Source organism: Pseudocitrobacter sp. RIT415, assembly GCF_003057695.2.
Classification (GTDB): domain Bacteria; phylum Pseudomonadota; class Gammaproteobacteria; order Enterobacterales; family Enterobacteriaceae; genus Pseudocitrobacter; species Pseudocitrobacter faecalis.
In genome coordinates this window covers 22,489-39,560 of the sequence record NZ_QBJC02000028.1, presented here as the reverse complement: position 1 = coordinate 39,560, position 17,072 = coordinate 22,489, and the positions used below count along the sequence as shown (strand labels likewise).

20 protein-coding genes are annotated in these 17,072 nt (G+C 52.2%); 10 read left to right on the top strand and 10 right to left on the bottom strand.

The genetic code is table 11. The annotated features are described in order from the left end of the window. Positions 1–95 precede the first annotated feature (95 nt). Genes yihX through fabY form a run of 4 tightly spaced genes read left to right on the top strand, consistent with a single transcriptional unit; the run spans position 96 to position 2,975 of the window. Positions 96–695: a glucose-1-phosphatase gene (gene yihX, locus DBY68_RS20730; RefSeq protein ID WP_108477076.1), complete on the top strand. Its 600-nt coding sequence runs from the start codon at positions 96–98 to the stop codon at positions 693–695. Next, positions 689–1,555 (top strand): virulence factor BrkB family protein, encoded by an 867-nt coding sequence (locus tag DBY68_RS20725; RefSeq protein ID WP_108477075.1) that lies wholly within the window; start codon positions 689–691, stop codon positions 1,553–1,555. The genes yihX and DBY68_RS20725 overlap by 7 nt, the downstream gene beginning before the upstream one ends. Beyond that, the gene (dtd, locus tag DBY68_RS20720; RefSeq protein WP_108477074.1) at positions 1,552–1,989 is read left to right on the top strand and encodes a D-aminoacyl-tRNA deacylase; all 438 of its coding nucleotides are present in this window, start codon (positions 1,552–1,554) and stop codon (positions 1,987–1,989) included. The genes DBY68_RS20725 and dtd overlap by 4 nt, the downstream gene beginning before the upstream one ends. Before the next feature lie 44 nt (positions 1,990–2,033). After that, complete coding sequence (fabY, locus tag DBY68_RS20715) at positions 2,034–2,975, top strand: fatty acid biosynthesis protein FabY (RefSeq protein ID WP_158529134.1); 942 nt, start codon at positions 2,034–2,036, stop codon at positions 2,973–2,975. 2 nt (positions 2,976–2,977) lie between these two features. On the opposite strand, the gene DBY68_RS20710 is transcribed toward fabY, so the two are convergent. The 3 genes from DBY68_RS20710 to DBY68_RS20700 all read right to left on the bottom strand — a co-directional run bounded on the left by DBY68_RS20710 (position 2,978) and on the right by DBY68_RS20700 (position 4,743). After that, positions 2,978–3,424, bottom strand: coding sequence for a helix-turn-helix domain-containing protein (locus DBY68_RS20710; RefSeq protein WP_199538680.1), 447 nt, complete (start codon positions 3,422–3,424; stop codon positions 2,978–2,980). 2 nt (positions 3,425–3,426) lie between these two features. Beyond that, on the bottom strand, positions 3,427–3,738 hold the full coding sequence (locus DBY68_RS20705; RefSeq protein ID WP_108477071.1) for a type II toxin-antitoxin system HigB family toxin: 312 nt from the start codon (positions 3,736–3,738) through the stop codon (positions 3,427–3,429). A 96-nt stretch (positions 3,739–3,834) separates the two neighbouring features. Beyond that, positions 3,835–4,743, bottom strand: a complete 909-nt coding sequence (locus DBY68_RS20700; protein ID WP_108477070.1) for an alpha/beta hydrolase — start codon at positions 4,741–4,743, stop codon at positions 3,835–3,837. Positions 4,744–4,971: 228 nt separating this feature from the next. Between DBY68_RS20700 and DBY68_RS20695 the strand changes: the two genes are divergently transcribed. Continuing rightward, complete coding sequence (locus DBY68_RS20695) at positions 4,972–5,283, top strand: type II toxin-antitoxin system RelE/ParE family toxin (protein WP_108477091.1); 312 nt, start codon at positions 4,972–4,974, stop codon at positions 5,281–5,283. Next, the gene (gene nadS, locus DBY68_RS20690; protein WP_015966547.1) at positions 5,284–5,574 is read left to right on the top strand and encodes a NadS family protein; all 291 of its coding nucleotides are present in this window, start codon (positions 5,284–5,286) and stop codon (positions 5,572–5,574) included. Between the two features lie 133 nt (positions 5,575–5,707). On the opposite strand, the gene fdhE is transcribed toward nadS, so the two are convergent. Genes fdhE through fdnG form a run of 4 tightly spaced genes read right to left on the bottom strand, consistent with a single transcriptional unit; the run spans position 5,708 to position 11,231 of the window. Beyond that, entirely contained in the window at positions 5,708–6,637 is a 930-nt protein-coding gene (gene fdhE / locus DBY68_RS20685; RefSeq protein WP_108477069.1) for a formate dehydrogenase accessory protein FdhE, read from the bottom strand. Next, complete coding sequence (gene fdoI / locus DBY68_RS20680; RefSeq protein ID WP_015966543.1) at positions 6,634–7,269, bottom strand: formate dehydrogenase cytochrome b556 subunit; 636 nt, start codon at positions 7,267–7,269, stop codon at positions 6,634–6,636. The genes fdhE and fdoI overlap by 4 nt, the downstream gene beginning before the upstream one ends. Continuing rightward, on the bottom strand, positions 7,266–8,168 hold the full coding sequence (fdxH, locus tag DBY68_RS20675; RefSeq protein ID WP_108477068.1) for a formate dehydrogenase subunit beta: 903 nt from the start codon (positions 8,166–8,168) through the stop codon (positions 7,266–7,268). The genes fdoI and fdxH overlap by 4 nt, the downstream gene beginning before the upstream one ends. Positions 8,169–8,180: 12 nt before the next feature. Next, positions 8,181–11,231, bottom strand: a complete 3,051-nt coding sequence (fdnG, locus tag DBY68_RS20670) for a formate dehydrogenase-N subunit alpha (RefSeq protein ID WP_144052279.1) — start codon at positions 11,229–11,231, stop codon at positions 8,181–8,183. Positions 11,232–11,651: 420 nt separating this feature from the next. On the opposite strand from fdnG, the gene fdhD reads away from it, so the two are divergent. Further along, a complete protein-coding gene (gene fdhD, locus DBY68_RS20660) occupies positions 11,652–12,485 on the top strand; it encodes a formate dehydrogenase accessory sulfurtransferase FdhD (protein ID WP_108477067.1) in 834 nt (277 codons plus the stop codon). Positions 12,486–12,613: 128 nt separating this feature from the next. Next, on the top strand, positions 12,614–12,826 hold the full coding sequence (locus tag DBY68_RS20655; RefSeq protein ID WP_108477066.1) for a YdgH/BhsA/McbA-like domain containing protein: 213 nt from the start codon (positions 12,614–12,616) through the stop codon (positions 12,824–12,826). A 42-nt stretch (positions 12,827–12,868) separates the two neighbouring features. Here the strand turns inward: DBY68_RS20655 and DBY68_RS20650 are convergent, their stop codons facing one another. Together DBY68_RS20650 and DBY68_RS20645 are read right to left on the bottom strand one after the other, a co-directional pair. Next, complete coding sequence (locus DBY68_RS20650) at positions 12,869–13,192, bottom strand: AzlD domain-containing protein (protein ID WP_108477065.1); 324 nt, start codon at positions 13,190–13,192, stop codon at positions 12,869–12,871. Next, complete coding sequence (locus tag DBY68_RS20645; RefSeq protein ID WP_108477064.1) at positions 13,192–13,857, bottom strand: AzlC family ABC transporter permease; 666 nt, start codon at positions 13,855–13,857, stop codon at positions 13,192–13,194. Before DBY68_RS20645 ends, DBY68_RS20650 begins: the two co-directional genes overlap by 1 nt. A gap of 102 nt (positions 13,858–13,959) precedes the next feature. Here DBY68_RS20645 and DBY68_RS20640 point away from each other — a divergent pair, with 102 nt between their 5' ends. Both DBY68_RS20640 and DBY68_RS20635 read left to right on the top strand, forming a co-directional pair. Further along, a complete protein-coding gene (locus DBY68_RS20640) occupies positions 13,960–14,508 on the top strand; it encodes an XRE family transcriptional regulator (protein ID WP_108477063.1) in 549 nt (182 codons plus the stop codon). Positions 14,509–14,890: 382 nt separating this feature from the next. Beyond that, positions 14,891–16,300: a carbohydrate porin gene (locus tag DBY68_RS20635; RefSeq protein WP_108477062.1), complete on the top strand. Its 1,410-nt coding sequence runs from the start codon at positions 14,891–14,893 to the stop codon at positions 16,298–16,300. Positions 16,301–16,338: 38 nt separating this feature from the next. On the opposite strand, the gene DBY68_RS20630 is transcribed toward DBY68_RS20635, so the two are convergent. Continuing rightward, on the bottom strand, positions 16,339–17,067 hold the full coding sequence (locus DBY68_RS20630) for a GntR family transcriptional regulator (RefSeq protein WP_108477090.1): 729 nt from the start codon (positions 17,065–17,067) through the stop codon (positions 16,339–16,341). Positions 17,068–17,072: the final 5 nt, after the last annotated feature.

Below are 17,072 nucleotides of genomic sequence, written 5' to 3'. Positions count from 1 at the left end.
TAGGATAATGGCCTCACACTTATCCTGTATACGCCATAGTCAAACTACTCCTTTCCCGCTACAGTTAATTTTCCACGGCGAGAAAGGAGGCAAAAATGCTCTATATCTTTGATTTAGGTAATGTGATTGTCGATATCGACTTCAACCGCGTTTTTGGTGCGTGGAGCGATCTGACCCGTGTGCCGTTGGCCACGCTCAAGCAGAGTTTCACCATGGGCGAGGCTTTTCATCAGCACGAACGCGGTGAAATCACTGACGAAGCTTTTGCACAGGCGATTTGCCATGAAATGGATTTACCGTTGAGCTATGAGCAGTTCTCCCATGGCTGGCAGGCGATTTTTGTTTCGCTGCGCCCGGAGGTGATTGAGATCATGCATAAACTGCGCGAGCAGGGGCATCGCGTGGTGGTTCTCTCTAATACCAACCGGCTGCATACCACGTTCTGGCCGGATGAATACCCGGAAATTCACGCCGCGGCGGACCATGTTTATCTGTCGCAAGAGATGGGGATGCGTAAACCGGAAGCGCGTATCTACCAGCGGGTGCTTGAAGAAGAAGGGTTTTCTGCCGCCGATACGGTCTTTTTTGATGATAATGCCGATAATATAGAGGGAGCCAATCAATTGGGGATCACCTCTATCCTGGTAACGGGGAAAGAGACAATACCTCGCTATTTTACGAAGCAGTTATGTTAAAAACCGTTCATCAAAAAACGATTCATCATACCCGGTCACTGGTGGCGTGGGGGAAGTTCCTCTGGCGGCGCATTGACGAAGATAATATGACGACGCTGGCCGGGAATCTGGCCTATGTGTCGTTGCTCTCACTGGTACCGCTGGTGGCCGTCGTGTTTGCGTTGTTCGCCGCTTTTCCAATGTTTTCTGAAGTCAGCGTTCAGATTCGGCACTTTATTTTCGCCAATTTTATTCCGGCAACCGGTGACGTTATTCAGCGCTACATTGAGCAGTTTGTCGCCAATTCCAACCGTATGACAGCGGTCGGGGCCTGCGGGCTGATTGTCACGGCGCTGCTGCTGATGTACTCCATTGATAGCGCGCTGAATACCATCTGGCGCAGCAAGCGCGTGCGGCCAAAGGTCTATTCGTTTGCGATTTACTGGATGATCCTTACGCTTGGGCCATTGCTGGCAGGGGCTAGTCTGGCGATTAGCTCATACCTGCTATCGTTGCGCTGGGCGAGCGAGTTCAATAGCGCGGTGGATAACGCACTGCGTATATTTCCGCTGCTGCTGTCGTGGATCTCCTTCTGGCTGCTCTATAGCGTGGTACCGACGACGCGTGTGCCGAACCGCGATGCGGTTATCGGTGCGCTGGTGGCGGCAGTGCTTTACGAGCTTGGCAAAAAAGCGTTTGCGTTATATATCACCGCGTTCCCTTCCTATCAGCTAATTTACGGCGTGCTCGCCGTTGTGCCTATCCTGTTTGTCTGGGTCTACTGGACCTGGTGTATCGTCTTGCTTGGGGCGGAAATAACTGTCACTCTCGGGGAATACCGAAAACTTAAAACAGAACAACAAGAAGCAGACCAACCATGATTGCATTGATTCAACGCGTAACCCGGGCCAGCGTCACCGTGGCGGATGAAGTGACGGGCGAAATCGGGCCTGGACTTTTAGTGTTATTAGGTGTCGAAAAGGATGACGACGAACAAAAAGCCAACCGCTTGTGCGAGCGTGTGCTGGGTTATCGCATCTTCAGTGATGCGGAAGGCAAGATGAATCTCAACGTGCAGCAGGCGGGCGGAAGCGTGCTGGTGGTGTCGCAGTTTACGCTGGCGGCCGATACCGAACGCGGTATGCGTCCGAGCTTCTCTAAAGGCGCAGAGCCGCAGAGAGCGGAAGCGCTGTATGAATACTTCGTTGAGCGTTGTCGCCAGCAAGAGATGAACACCCAAACCGGGCGATTCGCTGCCGATATGCAGGTTTCGCTGGTCAATGATGGCCCCGTTACCTTCTGGTTGCAGGTATGAACCAACTTCCAGTGAGGTTACGGGCGACAAAAGAGAGTGCAGCTATGTATCACCTTCGAGTGCCGCAAACGGAAGAAGAGTTAGACCGCTACTATCAGTTCCGCTGGGAGATGTTGCGTAAACCCCTTCATCAGCCGAAAGGTTCTGAGCGTGACGCCTGGGATGCGATGGCTCACCACCAAATGGTAGTGGATGAAGAGGGCAATCTGGTCGCGATCGGGCGGCTCTACATCAATGCTGATTTTGAAGCCTCGATTCGTTTTATGGCGGTGCATCCGTCCGTGCAGGATAAGGGCCTCGGCACGCTGATGGCGATGACGCTGGAGTCCGTCGCACGTCAGGAAGGTGTGAAGCGCGTAACCTGTAGCGCGCGTGAAGATGCGGTTGAGTTCTTTGCCAAACTGGGGTTTGTGAATCAGGGCGAAATCACTACGCCCACCACTACGCCCATTCGCCATTTTCTGATGATCAAACCGGTGGCTTCGCTGGATGACATTCTGCATCGCGGCGACTGGTGTGGGCAGCTTCAGCAGGCCTGGTATGAGCATATCCCCCTCAGTGAAAAAATGGGCGTGCGCATTCAGCAGTATACCGGGCAGAAATTTATCACCACCATGCCGGAGACGGGCAATCAAAATCCGCACCATACACTGTTTGCCGGAAGCTTGTTTTCGCTGGCAACGCTTACCGGTTGGGGCCTTATCTGGCTGATGCTGCGTGAACGACACCTGGGCGGCACTATCATCCTTGCCGATGCGCATATCCGTTACAGCCATCCCATCAGCGGTAAACCGCAGGCGGTGGCCGATCTCGGTTCACTGAGCGGCGATCTGGACCGATTAGCGCGAGGCCGTAAAGCGCGCGTGCAGTTGCTGGTGGAGCTGTCCGGTGATGACAAACTCGGGGCCGTGTTTGACGGGACTTTCATTGTGCTTCCCGCGAAGCCGTTTGGTGCGTATGAAGAAGGGGGGAATGAGGAGGAGTAGCCTTAATCGATAAAGGTTTCGGCAGGGAGTTTAAAGCGTTCTGAAAGTGCTTTTATATGCCGGACGGTTAGCGATCTGCGTCCATTAAGGATATTGCTGATATTGGATTTTGAACCTAACTCGCGGGTTAAATCAGCGGGTTTAAGCCCGTGTTGATCCATCAGCGTACGTAGCATCGCAACACCGGTAAGCGTATTGTCCAACATTTCATTGAGATGGGAAAATTCAGGGGCACTCCGCTCGTACTCACCTATTCTTGACGAAAGTAGCTCAAATAAAGGGGTATCGATCTGGTCTTGATCAACAAGAAACTCTATGAGTTCTAACGCCTTAAGGTATTCCCTCTCACTACAGGTCTCTCCCATTAAGGGAATGGACTGTAATGCCAGCATAAAGGCGTTCACCAGTTCCTCGGCATGTTGTTTATTCAGCATCTGAGTATGTCTCATCTTCATTCTTTATGACCTCGGTAGAAGTGATTCAGTCTTTCATATTCCAGATGGGTGACAATATGCTTTACGAAAAGCTTCTGAAACCTGAAATCAATGTAGGCAATGAGTCTCAGATGATTACCGGCGATATCAATGACCCACCATTTGTTTCTGTATTTAAAGTTATCCAGTGAAGTGAGCTGCTCACGCATTTCGAGCGGTGTACTGAAGGTTCTTTTTTCGAGCACATTCAGTAAATCAGCGATCGATTGAGCGCAATGCGGAAAATGCTCTATTGCCTCATTGAAAGGCTTTCGGCTGATGACGTGCATGCTTCAGTTTCCCTACTGAAGTTTTCAACCTGAAAACATTTTAGCGCAGAGTGCATAGTTTTCAAGATGAAAACAGAATGAAGTCTGTATCCGGAATTATCTCCCCACACGATACGCCACATCCCTTACCGCATCCCTCGCGGCACGACTTACCCCACCCAGCTGGAAAAAGCCATGAATCACCCCAAGATACTGCTGACAGGTGCACACCACGCCCTGTTCCGTCATTCGCTGGTACAGCGCTTTTCCTTCATCACACAGCGGATCAAATTCCGCCGTGATGATATGCACGGGCGGCAGGCCGCCGAAATCGTCTCGCCACAGCGGGCTGGCCTCCGGATGGCGCCGATCCACTCCCGGTAGATAGATTTCATAGCCGCTAAGCAGTGTATCGCGGGTGATGATGTAATCCTTTCCGTTGCGAACATAGCTTTCGAAGTGCGCTGTTGCATCCACCATGGGATAAATCAGGATAAGCTGCCTGGGTCGCCAGCTACCGGCTGCTTTGAGTCTCAGCGCCGTGACCAGCGCCAGATGCCCGCCAGCGCTGTCGCCAGCAAGGGTAACGCGGTCTTTATCAATGCCAAATAACCCGGCATGTTCCCACACCAGCTCCGCTCCCCGCTGTGCGTCATCATGCGCAGCGGGAAAGGTGTACTCAGGCGCTAACCGATACTGAACGGCAATCACCCGGCATCCACCAAGCACCGCCAACTGGCGCAGTTGATTATCGTGAGTTGCAAAGCCACCGCTGATAAAACAGCCGCCGTGGTAGTAAATAACCGTCGGGAGATGGGCCGGGCTTTGTAGTGGTGAATAGACACGAAACGTCATCGCTTCCAGCTCAATGGTTTGGATAGAGACGAATGACTCTGTTTCACCCGCCAGGGCCGTACTGGCGAGATAGCCCGCCCTCCGTTCATCAATACTCTGCTGTCGAGCAGACGGGCGGCCCGCGGCAATAAACGCCTCAACCTGCTCAGCGATACCTTTTTCCAGCACCATGTTGAAATCCTTTTTGCTGTATGAATGTACAGTTTATACGCTGGCTTTTCGCTGATGGGAAGAGGGGAAAGGCGATAAGTATGAATTTTGGAAAGCGGCTCGCAGAAGGGAAATAGTGAGCGCGGGAATGTGGTTTTGCTGGTTCCAGGGCGGTAGGCTATTCAATGAATGGTGTGCGTCAATGGCGTACATTAAATGGTTGTCACTCTAAGCCAATGGCGTATTATTATGATCTTCATCGAAACGGATTTTTTTACTGAAGATGTTCAAAAGCTATTGAATGACGATGAATACGGTCGTCTCCAGATTTTTCTTACATTGAATCCTCATCATGGCGACATCATTCCAGAAACGGGCGGTTTGCGAAAAATTCGGTGGGTAGCGGAGCGAACAGGAAAGCGGGGCGGCGTGCGCGTTATTTATTATTATCGCGCTTCAGAAAGTGAGATCCGATTCCTCCTAATCTATAAAAAAGGAATTAAAGATGATCTTACCGCCCAGGAAAAGGCGATGCTGCGAATGTTAAATGCGAGGTGGTAGATGGATAAAGCGTTGTTTGAGCGGTTAGCCCAAAGCATGGCTCAGATGAATGAGATTGTTGCTGGTGAGCGTAAACCTTCCAGGGTTTTTCACATTGATGCGCTTAAAATTAAAGAGATTCGTCATGCATCTGGTTTATCTCAATCTAAGTTTGCTGAACTGATATCCGTCAGTGTAGATACTCTGCGTAACTGGGAACAAGGTCGCCGTTCGCCTACCGGGCCCGCGAAAGCATTGCTGCGTGCGATTGCTAACGATCCACAGCATGTTATTCAGGCGCTGAGTCGATAAGGAAGTGAAAGATATGGCAAGCAGAAAACAGAGGCATTCAGAACTCATGTGAAAGCGGTATTGTGCCGCCTGTACAGGAGTTTCGTGATGGTCCGAAATCGGGCGACTTTCGCCGCCCGATAATGCAGAAAGTTTACTCTCCCTCTCCCGGGAACAGGAACGGGTTAATAGAGCTGCGGGCGAACCCTTCTTGCTCCATTCGCGCATCCAGTACCAGTGAGGCGAGGTCGTCGGCGACGGCTTCCACTTTCGGGTCTTTTTCCTGGTACAGAATCTTCAGGTAAGTGCCGCAGTCGCCACAGCTTTCCGCTTTGATCGCTGCCTGTTCGTTATCAAGAGACCAGTAGTGCAAATCGCGGCTCTGCTCGCAGTTGCTGCATTTCACGCGCACCACATGCCACTCGGTTTCACACAGATTGCAGTGCAGATAACGCAGGCCCTGCGTCGTGCCAATTTGCACCACGCTGGAGACCGGCATTGAGCCGCATACCGGGCAGTATTGGCGCTGTTCGCCATATTCTGCACGGGCTTTACCGGGGATCAGGCTGGCCATTTGCGCCCAATAGAGCGACAACGCCGCCCAGATGAACGGCGCTTTATCGCTGCTCACGGACGCAAAGTCAGATGCAAACAGCGCGCTGGCCATCTGCTCCAGTTCTTGCTCAGACGCTTTTTCCAGATTCTCGATCACCGCTAATGCGGGCCCGGTCATTTCCGGTTTCAGCTCAGCAATCATTGAGCGAAGCAGGGTATGCCAGTGCTTATCGCGCGGCAGAACGTGAATATCCAGCGGCGGCTTGCCCTGGTCGTTCGCTTCTTTAATGCGCGCGGTAAGATCCATCTGTAACGGATGGTCGTACAGCACCACTTCCTGCGCGTGGGCAATCAGCGCCGCGAAGCGCAGGTAATCACCCAGCGGATTGTTCTCGGCCAGCTCGCGCAGACGATCGGCGCGGCGATTGTAGAGGTTCTTGAGTCTGGGGAATAACAACGGCGGAATATACTCCGCCGTGCGTTTCTCGCTCGAACCCAGCTCATCTTGCGGGATTATGCGAATACTCATTCAGATGACTTTTCCTGTTTCTGGCGGACTTCACGGTACCAGCGCGGGTGATGTTTCTTCGCCCACGTACGGGTAACCCATCCTTCCACCATCGCGGTAATGGTGCCTTTCACCCAGAGGGCGGCGTAGATATGCACCATGATAACCACAATTAACGCGACTGCGGCAAATGAATGCAGCATTAACGCAAATCGGATCACCGGGATTGAGAAAGCAGGCGCAAAGTACGGACGCCAGATAATCACACCGCTTACCAGCAGCAGGACCAGGAAGATAATCGCCGCCCAGAATACGCATTTCTGGCCGAAGTTATAACGCCCGGTGTCACCCACTTCCTCGTTGACGACGATCTTACGAATATTCTTCGCCCAAAAGATATCATCCCGATTGATTAGATTGTGGTGCCAGTAACGGAAAAACATGATGATAAACGAGGCAAACATGATGACGCCCACAAACGGGTGCAGAATACGCGCCAGTTGCGGAGTCCCCATAATTTGCATCAGCCAGTTGAAGGAGGGGAAAAAGAACCCCAGCCCGCTCACCGCCGCCAGGATGAAACAGAAGGCGGTGACCCAGTGGTTGATACGTTCCGGCGCGGTGTAGCGCACGATGGTGTCACGTCGTTTCATTTGCGCACCTCGTCTTTCTCTTCATGCAGATTGTCTTCTTCCTCTTCCGCACGGTTCGGGCCGACACCGACGTAGTGGAAGATGCTCGCTGCAAACGTTGCGGCAAAACCGACCGCCGCCAGCGGTTTCCAGATACCTTTCCAGAATTTCACCGTGGCGCTGATTTCCGGGTTTTCCGGCAGGCCGTGGTACAGATTCGGCTTGTCGGCGTGGTGCAGCACGTACATCACGTGTGTACCGCCAACGCCTGCCGGATCGTACAGGCCGGCGTTGTCATAACCACGGGTTTTCAGCTCGGCGACGCGTTCGCCCGCCAGCGTTTTCATATCCTCTTTGGAACCAAAGTGGATAGCGCCGGTTGGGCAGGTTTTCACACAGGCCGGTTCCTGCCCGACGTTCACGCGGTCAACGCACAGCGTACATTTGTAGACGCGGTTGTCTTCCGGGTTCAGTCGCGGCACGTTGAACGGGCAGCCCGCGATGCAGTAGCCGCAGCCAATACACTGTTCAGACTGGAAGTCGACGATGCCGTTGGCATACTGAATGATAGCGCCTTCCGCCGGACACGCCTTCAGGCAGCCCGGATCCGCGCAGTGCATACAGCCGTCTTTGCGGATAAGCCATTCCAGTTTGTCGTTTTGCTCCACTTCCGAGAAACGCATCACCGTCCAGGATTTGGCGGTCAGATCCGCCGGGTTGTCGTACACCCCGACGTTACTGCCGATCTCATCACGGATGTCGTTCCACTCTGAGCACGCCACCTGACAAGCTTTACAGCCGATGCAGGTGGTCACGTCGATAAGCTTCGCCACTTCCTGCTGGTGGTCCCGCGCCTGAGGCGCGGGGGTGAAACCGTTAGTCGCGGAACGACGGATAATATCTTGCGATTGATAAGCCATAGGTCGTCTCCGTTACACCTTTTCCACGTTTACGAGGAAGGACTTAAACTCCGGCGTCTGCGTGTTCGCATCACCGACGAATGGCGTTAACGTATTGGCGATAAAGCCTTTCTTCGCAACCCCTTCGTAGCCCCAGTGGATTGGAATACCGATGGTATCGATATCTTTCCCGTCCGCTTTCAGCGTGCGAATACGTTTGGTCACCACCGCCTTGGCCTTGATGTAGCCACGGTTGGAGGAAACCTTCACGGTATCGCCATGGGCAATGCCGAGTTTATTCGCCAGCTTCTCGCCAATCTCCACGAACTGTTCCGGCTGTGCGATGGCATTGAGCAGCGCATGCTTGGTCCAGTAGTGGAAGTGCTCGGTCAGGCGATAAGTGGTACCCACATACGGGAACTTATCGGCTTTACCCAGCGCTTCAGCATCGCCTTTAAAGATACGTGCGGCAGGGTTGGAGATAACGTTCGGGTGCAGCGGGTTGGTTCCCAGCGGCGTTTCAAACGGCTCGTAGTGTTCCGGGAACGGACCTTCTGCCATCTTATCGAGGGCAAACAGGCGACCCATCCCTTCCGGCTGCATGATGAACGGCCCAACGTTGCTGCCAGGTGCGGCGGCACTGTAGTCAGGAATATCCATCCCGCCCCATTTCGCGCCATCCCATTTCAGAATCTGACGTTTTGGATCCCACGGATTACCCTGCGGGTCAGCGGATGCACGGTTATACAGAATGCGGCGGTTGAGTGGCCACGCCCATGCCCAGCCTAGCGTATTACCGAGGCCTGACGGGTCGGCGTTATCGCGACGCGCCATCTGATTGCCTTCAGGCGTCCAGCTTCCGGCGAAGATCCAGCAACCGCTTGAGGTGGTGCCGTCATCGCGCAGATGCGCAAACGTGCTGAGTTGCTGGCCTTTTTTCACCAACACCGCACCGGTTGCCGGGTCGATAATATCGGCCAGCGCTTTACCGTTGCTTTCCATCGCCACTTCTTCGGACTTCGGCTCGTGCGGCGTGGAGTAGTTCCACGTCATGCTCAGCACCTGTTCCGGGTTCGCGCCGCCCTGTTCGGCATACATCTTGCGCAGACGCAGGAAGATACCGGCAAGGATTTCACCATCGGTGATGGATTCGCCCGGGCCGTCTGCGCCTTTCCAGTGCCACTGCAACCAGCGACCAGAGTTGACGATCGAGCCGTTCTCTTCCGCGAAGCAGGTCGATGGCAGGCGGAACACTTCGGTCTGAATCTTCGACGGATCGACATCGTTCGACTCACCGTGGTTCTGCCAGAAGGTAGACGTCTCAGTATTGAGCGGATCGATGGTCACCAGGAACTTCAGTTTCGACAGTGACGCGACCACTTTATTTTTGTTCGGGAACGACGCCACCGGGTTGAAGCCCTGGCAGATATAACCGTTCACCAGACCCTGGTTCATCATTTCGAAATATTGCAGAACGTCGTAGCCTTTGTCCCACTTAGGCAGCAGGTCGAAGCCCCAGTCGTTCTCTTTCGTCGCTTTGTCGCCAAAGAAGGCTTTCATCATCGAGACGAAGAATTTCGGATAGTTGCCCCAGTAGTTCACCTGACCTTCCAGCAGCGGTTTCGGCGTGTTGGCGGCAAGGTAGGTTTGCAGGTCGGTTTGTTTCTCGCTTGGCAGCGTCATGTAGCCCGGCAGGCTTTGTGACAGCAGGCCAAGGTCGGTCAGACCCTGAATGTTGGAGTGACCGCGCAGGGCGTTCACGCCGCCGCCTGCCATGCCCATATTGCCGAGCAGCAACTGGATCATCGCCATGGTGCGGATGTTCTGCGCGCCGATGGAGTGCTGTGTCCAGCCAAGGGCATACAGGAACGACGCGGTTTTATCATGCGCGCTGGTTTCTGCGATGTACTCACACACTTTCAGGAAGTCGGCTTTCGGCGTACCGCAAATCTGCTCAACCACGTCCGGCGTATAGCGGGAAACGTGCGTTTTCAGCAGGTTCCACACGCAACGAGGGTGTTGCAGGGTGGTATCACGTTTGGCGAAGCCGTTTTCATCCAGCTCATAGTTCCAGCTGGTTTTATCGTACTTGCGTTTTTCCGCGTCGTAGCCAGTGAACAGGCCATCTTCAAAGCCAAAATCTTCACGCACGATCAGGCTGGCGTTGGTATAGGCTTCGGTGTATTCGCGGTTGAATTTTTCATTGTTCAGCAGGTACAGCATCACGCCCGACAGGAACGTAATGTCAGTACCGGAACGGATCGGCGCATAGAAGTCGGCCACCGACGCTGTACGCGTGAAACGAGGATCGATCACAATCAGCTTCGCGCCGTTGTGAATTTTCGCTTCCATCGCCCAGCGGAACCCTACAGGGTGAGCTTCAGCGGCGTTACCGCCCATCACCACGATCAGGTTGGCGTTCTTGATGTCGACCCAGTGGTTGGTCATCGCACCGCGACCAAATGTTGGAGCAAGACTTGCTACCGTTGGTCCGTGTCAGACACGCGCCTGGTTGTCGACCGCGAGCATACCCAGCGCGCGGGAGAATTTCTGTGTTAAATAGCCGGTTTCGTTGCTCGACGCGGATGCACACAGCATCCCGGTGGAGAGCCAGCGGTTAACGGTCACGCCTTCGGCGTTCTGCGCAACGTAGTTGGCGTCGCGGTCTTCTTTCATCAGCTTCGCGATGCGGTCAAATGCCTCATCCCAGCTAATTTTCTGCCATTTATCGGAGCCTGGCGCGCGATATTCCGGGAATTTCAGGCGGCTTTCGGAGTGGATGAAATCCACCAGGCCTGCGCCTTTCGGGCAGAGCGCACCACGGTTTACCGGATGATCCGGGTCACCTTCGATATGGAAAATGGACGCTTTAGCGTTTTTTGCGCCATCGCCGAGGCTGTACATCAACAGCCCACAGCCGACGGAACAATATGTGCAGGTGTTACGGGTTTCACGGGTGCGCAGCAGCTTATATTGCCGCGTTTCCGCCAGTGCAACGCTTGGGGCAAATCCCAGCGCTGCTGCCGTGGTGCCTGCCATACCGCCAGCGCAGATCTTAAAGAACTGCCTTCTGCTGACCTGCATGGTTCGCTCCTTGTTTCGACATTGTCATTGCTTGTAATTTTTCTTCGCCGCGTGCGCCGCAAAGATGCTGAATAGTTAGCGTCCTCAGCTCCTGGAGGGCGTTGACTCAGAATACCACAATTTCGGTAGGCTTGTTCCAATGCGGTTAACGGCGAGTGAACAGAATTTGCGCGCATTAACATTGAATTGTGATGTTGATCGCATTTAAAGCGAATTGCGTGCAAAAAATACCATGCGTTTAACGTGGTTAACTCATTGGTGGTAATTATTTTTTCACGGCGTTTTTGCTAAGAAAGGATGAGCGAAACTGAAGATTGAGTGTTATTGCACCAGAAACTTGATCCATAATAAGCCCTGATTCCCTCCGGATGTGATGGAATAGACGCCTCTCCTTTTCCGTCGTTGTTCAGAGTAATTGCCGTGTTTAATGTTAAAGATGAAGTCAAACCATCGTCGCAACTTATCGGTGCCGTCGAGCGTTCTGTCTTCAGAAGGCCACAGATTATGCAACCTACTCAGGATATTCTTGCTGAAGAAATTCCCGTTGCCCTGGTCTACAACGGCATCTCTCACGTCGTGATGATGGCGACGCCGAAAGATCTGGAAGCTTTTGCCATTGGGTTTTCGCTTTCAGAAGGCATTATTGAGCACCCACGGGAAATTTTTGGAATCGAAGTCACCCAGGCTTGCAACGGCCTGGAAGTGCAAATCGATCTCTCCAGCCGCCGTTTTATGGGTCTTAAAGAACGTCGCCGCGCACTGGCCGGGCGCACCGGCTGTGGTGTCTGCGGCGTTGAGCAGCTCAACGACATAGGCAAACCCATCAAGCCGTTGCCATTTACCCAGACGTTCGACCTTTCACATCTCGATCACGCACTCAAACATTTAAATGATGTGCAGCCGGTGGGCCGCGAAACCGGCTGTACCCATGCCGCGGCGTGGGTTATGCCATCGGGTGAGCTGGTGGGCGGGCATGAAGATGTGGGCCGTCATGTGGCGCTGGATAAACTGCTGGGCCATCGTGCGAAAGAGGGCGATCGTTGGCAGCATGGCGCCGCACTGGTTTCCAGCCGCGCCAGCTATGAGATGGTGCAGAAATCCGCCATGTGTGGCGTCGAGATCCTGTTCGCCGTCTCTGCCGCGACGACGCTTGCTGTGGAAGTGGCCGAACGCTGCAACCTGACGCTGGTGGGTTTTTGCAAACCGGGCAGAGCGACGATTTATACGCATCCGCAGCGATTAACGGGTGAATAATAATCAATCAAAAATTTTGACTAAGACTGGCAAATCCTTCCGCTTTTAGTTGGTGATGAATCGACCTATCATTTATCACATCAAGGCACGGTGCCTTACTCAAACACCTAAGTGAAAGGGTTTATATCATGAAAAGCATCAAAACTTTTGTCGCTGTTATCGCTCTGTCTGCTTCTTTTGGTTCTTTCGCTGCACAGACTGTTACCGCAACGGCTTCCACACTCGACGGCGCTGAAGCAAAAATCGCTGCAAAAGCTGAACAGGCTGGCGCATCGTCTTACAAAATTACTCAGGCTTTTACCGGTAACCGCGTGCACATGACCGCAGAACTGAATAAATAAGCCAACGTTATTGTCGAAAGAGCGCCCTCGGGGCGCTTTTTTTTAATGTATTCCCGCCAACCGCAGCAACCCCGTGACGATCGCCGCCGCGAAAATCACCACGATTAACGGGCACTTTCGCCACGCCAGAAATACCGCAAATCCCACACCCAGAACGCGTGCCAGACCGGCAAAATGTTCCCCTTCATAAAAGGTCGTCGCCAGCGCCACGGCAAATAACAACGTGGTTGCGGCATCGGATAACAATGCCTGAGAACGCTCAGAGAACTGCAAACGTCCACCCAGCTTCGCACCGCCCAGGCGCATTAAATAGGTGCCCGCAGAAAGTAGAGCGATCCCAAGAATAATCAGCGTGGTGTCACCCATTATTTTTTCCTCGCCAGTAAGCCGAGCATTGAGAGCAGGACGGGTAAGCCGACCGGCGCGAAAGGGACGGAAGCCAGCGAAATAGCTGCTCCGCTGGATGCGCGAATAAGCGACGTTTTACTTTTCTTCAGTGCCGGAAGCACTAACGCCAGCAGAATCGCCGGGAATACGGCATCGAGGCCGATAGTCTCCGGAGAGGGAAGGAGTTTGCCGACACCCGCGCCCAGCAACGTTCCTGCCGGCCAAACGAAAGCGACGCCCAGCCCGCATAGCCAGAACGCGGCTTTACGCTGTTCTGGCGTCGGTTGTGACAGGCCGAAAACGACGCTTTCATCATTCATAATGTGGCAGCCGAGAAAGCTCAGTATGCGTTTACCCACCAGATCGCGTACGGTGATACCGAACGGGAAATGACGTGCGTTGACCAACAATCCCGCCACGGCTGCTGCAAGTGGGTTGCCGCCGCTGGCAACGATGCCGATAAACATAAATTCAGATGCGCCCGCCAGTACGGTGAGCGAAAGAATGAGCGGCACCCATAGCGGAAAACCGTATGCCATTGCCAGTGAGCCGTAGGAAACCGCGACGATCCCGACGGCAAGACAGACCAGGAATATGGCTTTTAAGGTGTCGCTTTTCAGGCAACCGAAATGTTTTTTAAACATGATTGTTGGCTATATCGAACGAGTTTCCATTATAATGAACGCAACGAAGGGGCTTTTCAAGATAATCAATCCGTTCGATCAATAGGATAAGGAAGTGGCATTATGACGCAGCCAATCAGCGTGATCGCAAAGAGTCTGGTACGCGAGCGTATGAGAACAGGGCTGTCTTTGGCGGAAATCGCTCGCCGTGCCGGCATTGCGAAATCGACGCTCTCCCAGCTCGAAGCAGGGAATGGTAATCCTAGCCTGGAAACGCTGTGGTCGCTCTGCGTGGCGCTGGATATCCCCTTCAGCCGCCTGCTGGAACCACAGGTGCAGAAAACGCAGGTCATTCGTCGGGGCGAAGGAGTGAAAGTGCTGGCAGAGCAGGCGAACTATCAGGCGACGCTGTTGGCGACCTGCCCACCGGGCGCGCGTCGCGATATTTACCTGCTGACGACGCAGCCGGGCGCCGATCGTATCTCGCAACCCCATCCTGTCGGTTCGGTCGAACATATCATTGTGACGCAAGGGCGTGCGCTGGTGGGGCTAACGGACGCTGCGGAAGAGTTAAGCGCTGGCGATTACATCTGTTACCCCGGCGATCAGGAACATATCTTCAAAGCGCTGGAACCTGATACCCTGGCGATTCTGGTCGCCGAGCAAAATTAACTCGTCGTGCGTACGTCTGTGCGCACAATTATATATTTCACCTATTATAGTAAAATAATAATTCATTTTATTTATATGAGTTATTTATTGAATTTTAAAATTAATAAATTTAGAAAATATTAATAATCACTCGCTTATTTAAATTTGTTTTCAGTGTTATCTCGCTCACGATCTCAACGTTCTTTGCGTTTACTTAAGGAACTATTTGACTAATATTTATTAGCTCTTGAGACGTGGAAGGCCTAATCAAAAGAATTGATGTAGTTACGTTATTTCGCGTCCGGGACTCTAATAAAAGAATATTCATCACTGTGATATAAAATAGATGAATAAAATCGCGCAGAGTTTTGCTAATTATTAGTTATCTCAAGGAAAGCGAATAATGAAGAAAACAACATTATCTATCGCCATTGGGCTGTTGTTGGTGGCAAATGCAGGTGTAGCAAAAACCCATTCTATGACGCTGGAACAGCGTCTGGAGATGTTGGAAAACCGTCTTGAAGCGGCCGAAAACCGTGCGACGCAGGCAGAAAATAAAGTTCAGCAGCTACAGGTACAGCAGGCCGCTGAAATTAAAGAAATCAAGGCCGCTCAGGGAAATACTCCTGTAAATGGGCAGCAGCCTGCGGAAGAGACGGCAAAAAATGCGTCTAAACCAACGCTGACGTTGACAGGGTATGGCGACATCAAATTCTACGGCGACGTGGAATTCAACATGGATGCTGAAAGTAAGCACGGCGTGTTGGCGGCAACTAACGGTAATTTTAAGCCAGACGACTCCAACGAACAGTGGAACCTGAATGGCCGTATTCTGCTTGGCTTTGACGGTACTCGCCAGTTAGGTGATGGTTACTATGCTGGCTTCTCGGCTCAGCCTTTGGGTGATATGGAAGGTGTGGTCAATATCGATGATGCGGTCTTCTTCTTTGGTCGTCAGGACGACTGGAAAATTAAAGTTGGCCGTTTCGAAGCCTACGATATGTTCCCCCTCAATCAGGATACCTTTGTTGAGCATTCAGGCAACACCGCCAATGATCTGTACGACGACGGTAGCGGCTATATCTATATGATGAAAGAAGGTCGCGGTCGTTCTGATGCCGGTGGTAACTTCCTGATGAGTAAACAGCTTGATAACTGGTACTTCGAGCTTAACACCCTGTTTGAAGATGGTACGTCTCTGTATAGCGAAAATGATGGGAAACATTCCTACCATGGCCGTGAGATGGTGCAACAGAAAAACGTTATCTATATGCGTCCGGTTGTCGCTTATACCCAGGATGAATTTACGGTTTCTGCGGCGATGGAATCCAACGTTGTTGATGGCGCATATGGTTATGAAGGAAAAAATGGCGAGATTATCGACCAGTCTGACCGTACCGGCTATGGCTTAACCATGACCTGGAACGGTCAAAAAACCGATCCAGAAAATGGTATTGTGGTTAACCTGAACACCGCATACCTGGATGCCAACAACGAAAAAGATTTCACTGCGGCGGTTAACGCCCTGTGGAGAAACTTTGAGTTGGGTTACGTTTATGCGCATAACACCATCGATGATTATGCTGGCCTGATTAAACACGATGATGACGACTGGATTTATAACGAAGGTACCTACGATATTCACACTATTCACGCGTCTTATTTGATTCCGAATGTGATGAATATGAAAAACTTCAACGTTTATCTCGGCGCATATTACTCAATGATCAATAGCGATAATAGTAATGCTGACGGCTACACCGAAAACGACGATCGTTACGGCGCACGCGTTCGCTTTAAATATTACTTCTAAGTTTTATTCCCTAAAAAGCGCCTGCTCGCAGGCGCTTTTTACTTACCCACCCAGTTATTTTTGACTCTGAATTTATCGGCGCGATTATAGCTGCACGAATAATTAAACAAACTCCCATCATCCAGTTTTGTCGTTCCCGTGACTTTAAGCATGGGTGAATTCACGGCAACATCCAGCAGCGATGCCAGGGTTTCATCAAAAAGACTGGCCTCAATCACCGAATTATAGAATTTAATCTTCTTGTTGGTGAGTTGCTCAATATATTCATACAATGAACCTTTATCCAGCACCGACGCGGGAATAACCGGAATAACAGCCTGTACGATCCAGGAGTCTTCCACTAATACCGGAACCGCATCGATCAGGCGAACGCGGCGTATCGCGTGAACCTGCGCATCTCGGGTAAGATTCAGGCCGTTAATAACATGTTCTGGTGCGGTGATTAGCTGCTGGCTCACCAGGCGGCTGGTGATATTCGCTTTGCTGCCAAATTCGCGTGAGAAACCCAGAAAAGCATCGCTCGGGCCATCGTTAAGGAAATAGACATTCTCGGCGAGGGTATTTGCCACAAACATGCCTTTACCGTGGATCCGCTCGATGAAGCCTTCCTGTTCCAGCATATGCATCGATTTTTGAATCGTCACGCGGGTCACGCCATAGACCGGCGCCAGTTCTCGCTCGGAGGGCAATTTATCCCCGACCTGATATCGTCCGCTGAGAATATCGTCTTTGATACTGTTTTTTATTTCAATGTATCGGGCAGCCATGGAAT

Bases quoted from the DNA above. Each gene is read 5' to 3' on its own strand.
- yihX (WP_108477076.1), top strand. From the start codon at position 96: ATGCTCTATATCTTTGATTTAGGTAATGTGATTGTCGATATCGACTTC.
- DBY68_RS20725 (WP_108477075.1), top strand. From the start codon at position 689: ATGTTAAAAACCGTTCATCAAAAAACGATTCATCATACCCGGTCACTG.
- dtd (WP_108477074.1), top strand. From the start codon at position 1,552: ATGATTGCATTGATTCAACGCGTAACCCGGGCCAGCGTCACCGTGGCG.
- fabY (WP_158529134.1), top strand. From the start codon at position 2,034: ATGTATCACCTTCGAGTGCCGCAAACGGAAGAAGAGTTAGACCGCTAC.
- DBY68_RS20710 (WP_199538680.1), bottom strand. From the start codon at position 3,424: ATGAGACATACTCAGATGCTGAATAAACAACATGCCGAGGAACTGGTG.
- DBY68_RS20705 (WP_108477071.1), bottom strand. From the start codon at position 3,738: ATGCACGTCATCAGCCGAAAGCCTTTCAATGAGGCAATAGAGCATTTT.
- DBY68_RS20700 (WP_108477070.1), bottom strand. From the start codon at position 4,743: ATGGTGCTGGAAAAAGGTATCGCTGAGCAGGTTGAGGCGTTTATTGCC.
- DBY68_RS20695 (WP_108477091.1), top strand. From the start codon at position 4,972: ATGATCTTCATCGAAACGGATTTTTTTACTGAAGATGTTCAAAAGCTA.
- nadS (WP_015966547.1), top strand. From the start codon at position 5,284: ATGGATAAAGCGTTGTTTGAGCGGTTAGCCCAAAGCATGGCTCAGATG.
- fdhE (WP_108477069.1), bottom strand. From the start codon at position 6,637: ATGAGTATTCGCATAATCCCGCAAGATGAGCTGGGTTCGAGCGAGAAA.
- fdoI (WP_015966543.1), bottom strand. From the start codon at position 7,269: ATGAAACGACGTGACACCATCGTGCGCTACACCGCGCCGGAACGTATC.
- fdxH (WP_108477068.1), bottom strand. From the start codon at position 8,168: ATGGCTTATCAATCGCAAGATATTATCCGTCGTTCCGCGACTAACGGT.
- DBY68_RS20655 (WP_108477066.1), top strand. From the start codon at position 12,614: ATGAAAAGCATCAAAACTTTTGTCGCTGTTATCGCTCTGTCTGCTTCT.
- DBY68_RS20650 (WP_108477065.1), bottom strand. From the start codon at position 13,192: ATGGGTGACACCACGCTGATTATTCTTGGGATCGCTCTACTTTCTGCG.
- DBY68_RS20645 (WP_108477064.1), bottom strand. From the start codon at position 13,857: ATGTTTAAAAAACATTTCGGTTGCCTGAAAAGCGACACCTTAAAAGCC.
- DBY68_RS20640 (WP_108477063.1), top strand. From the start codon at position 13,960: ATGACGCAGCCAATCAGCGTGATCGCAAAGAGTCTGGTACGCGAGCGT.
- DBY68_RS20635 (WP_108477062.1), top strand. From the start codon at position 14,891: ATGAAGAAAACAACATTATCTATCGCCATTGGGCTGTTGTTGGTGGCA.
- DBY68_RS20630 (WP_108477090.1), bottom strand. From the start codon at position 17,067: ATGGCTGCCCGATACATTGAAATAAAAAACAGTATCAAAGACGATATT.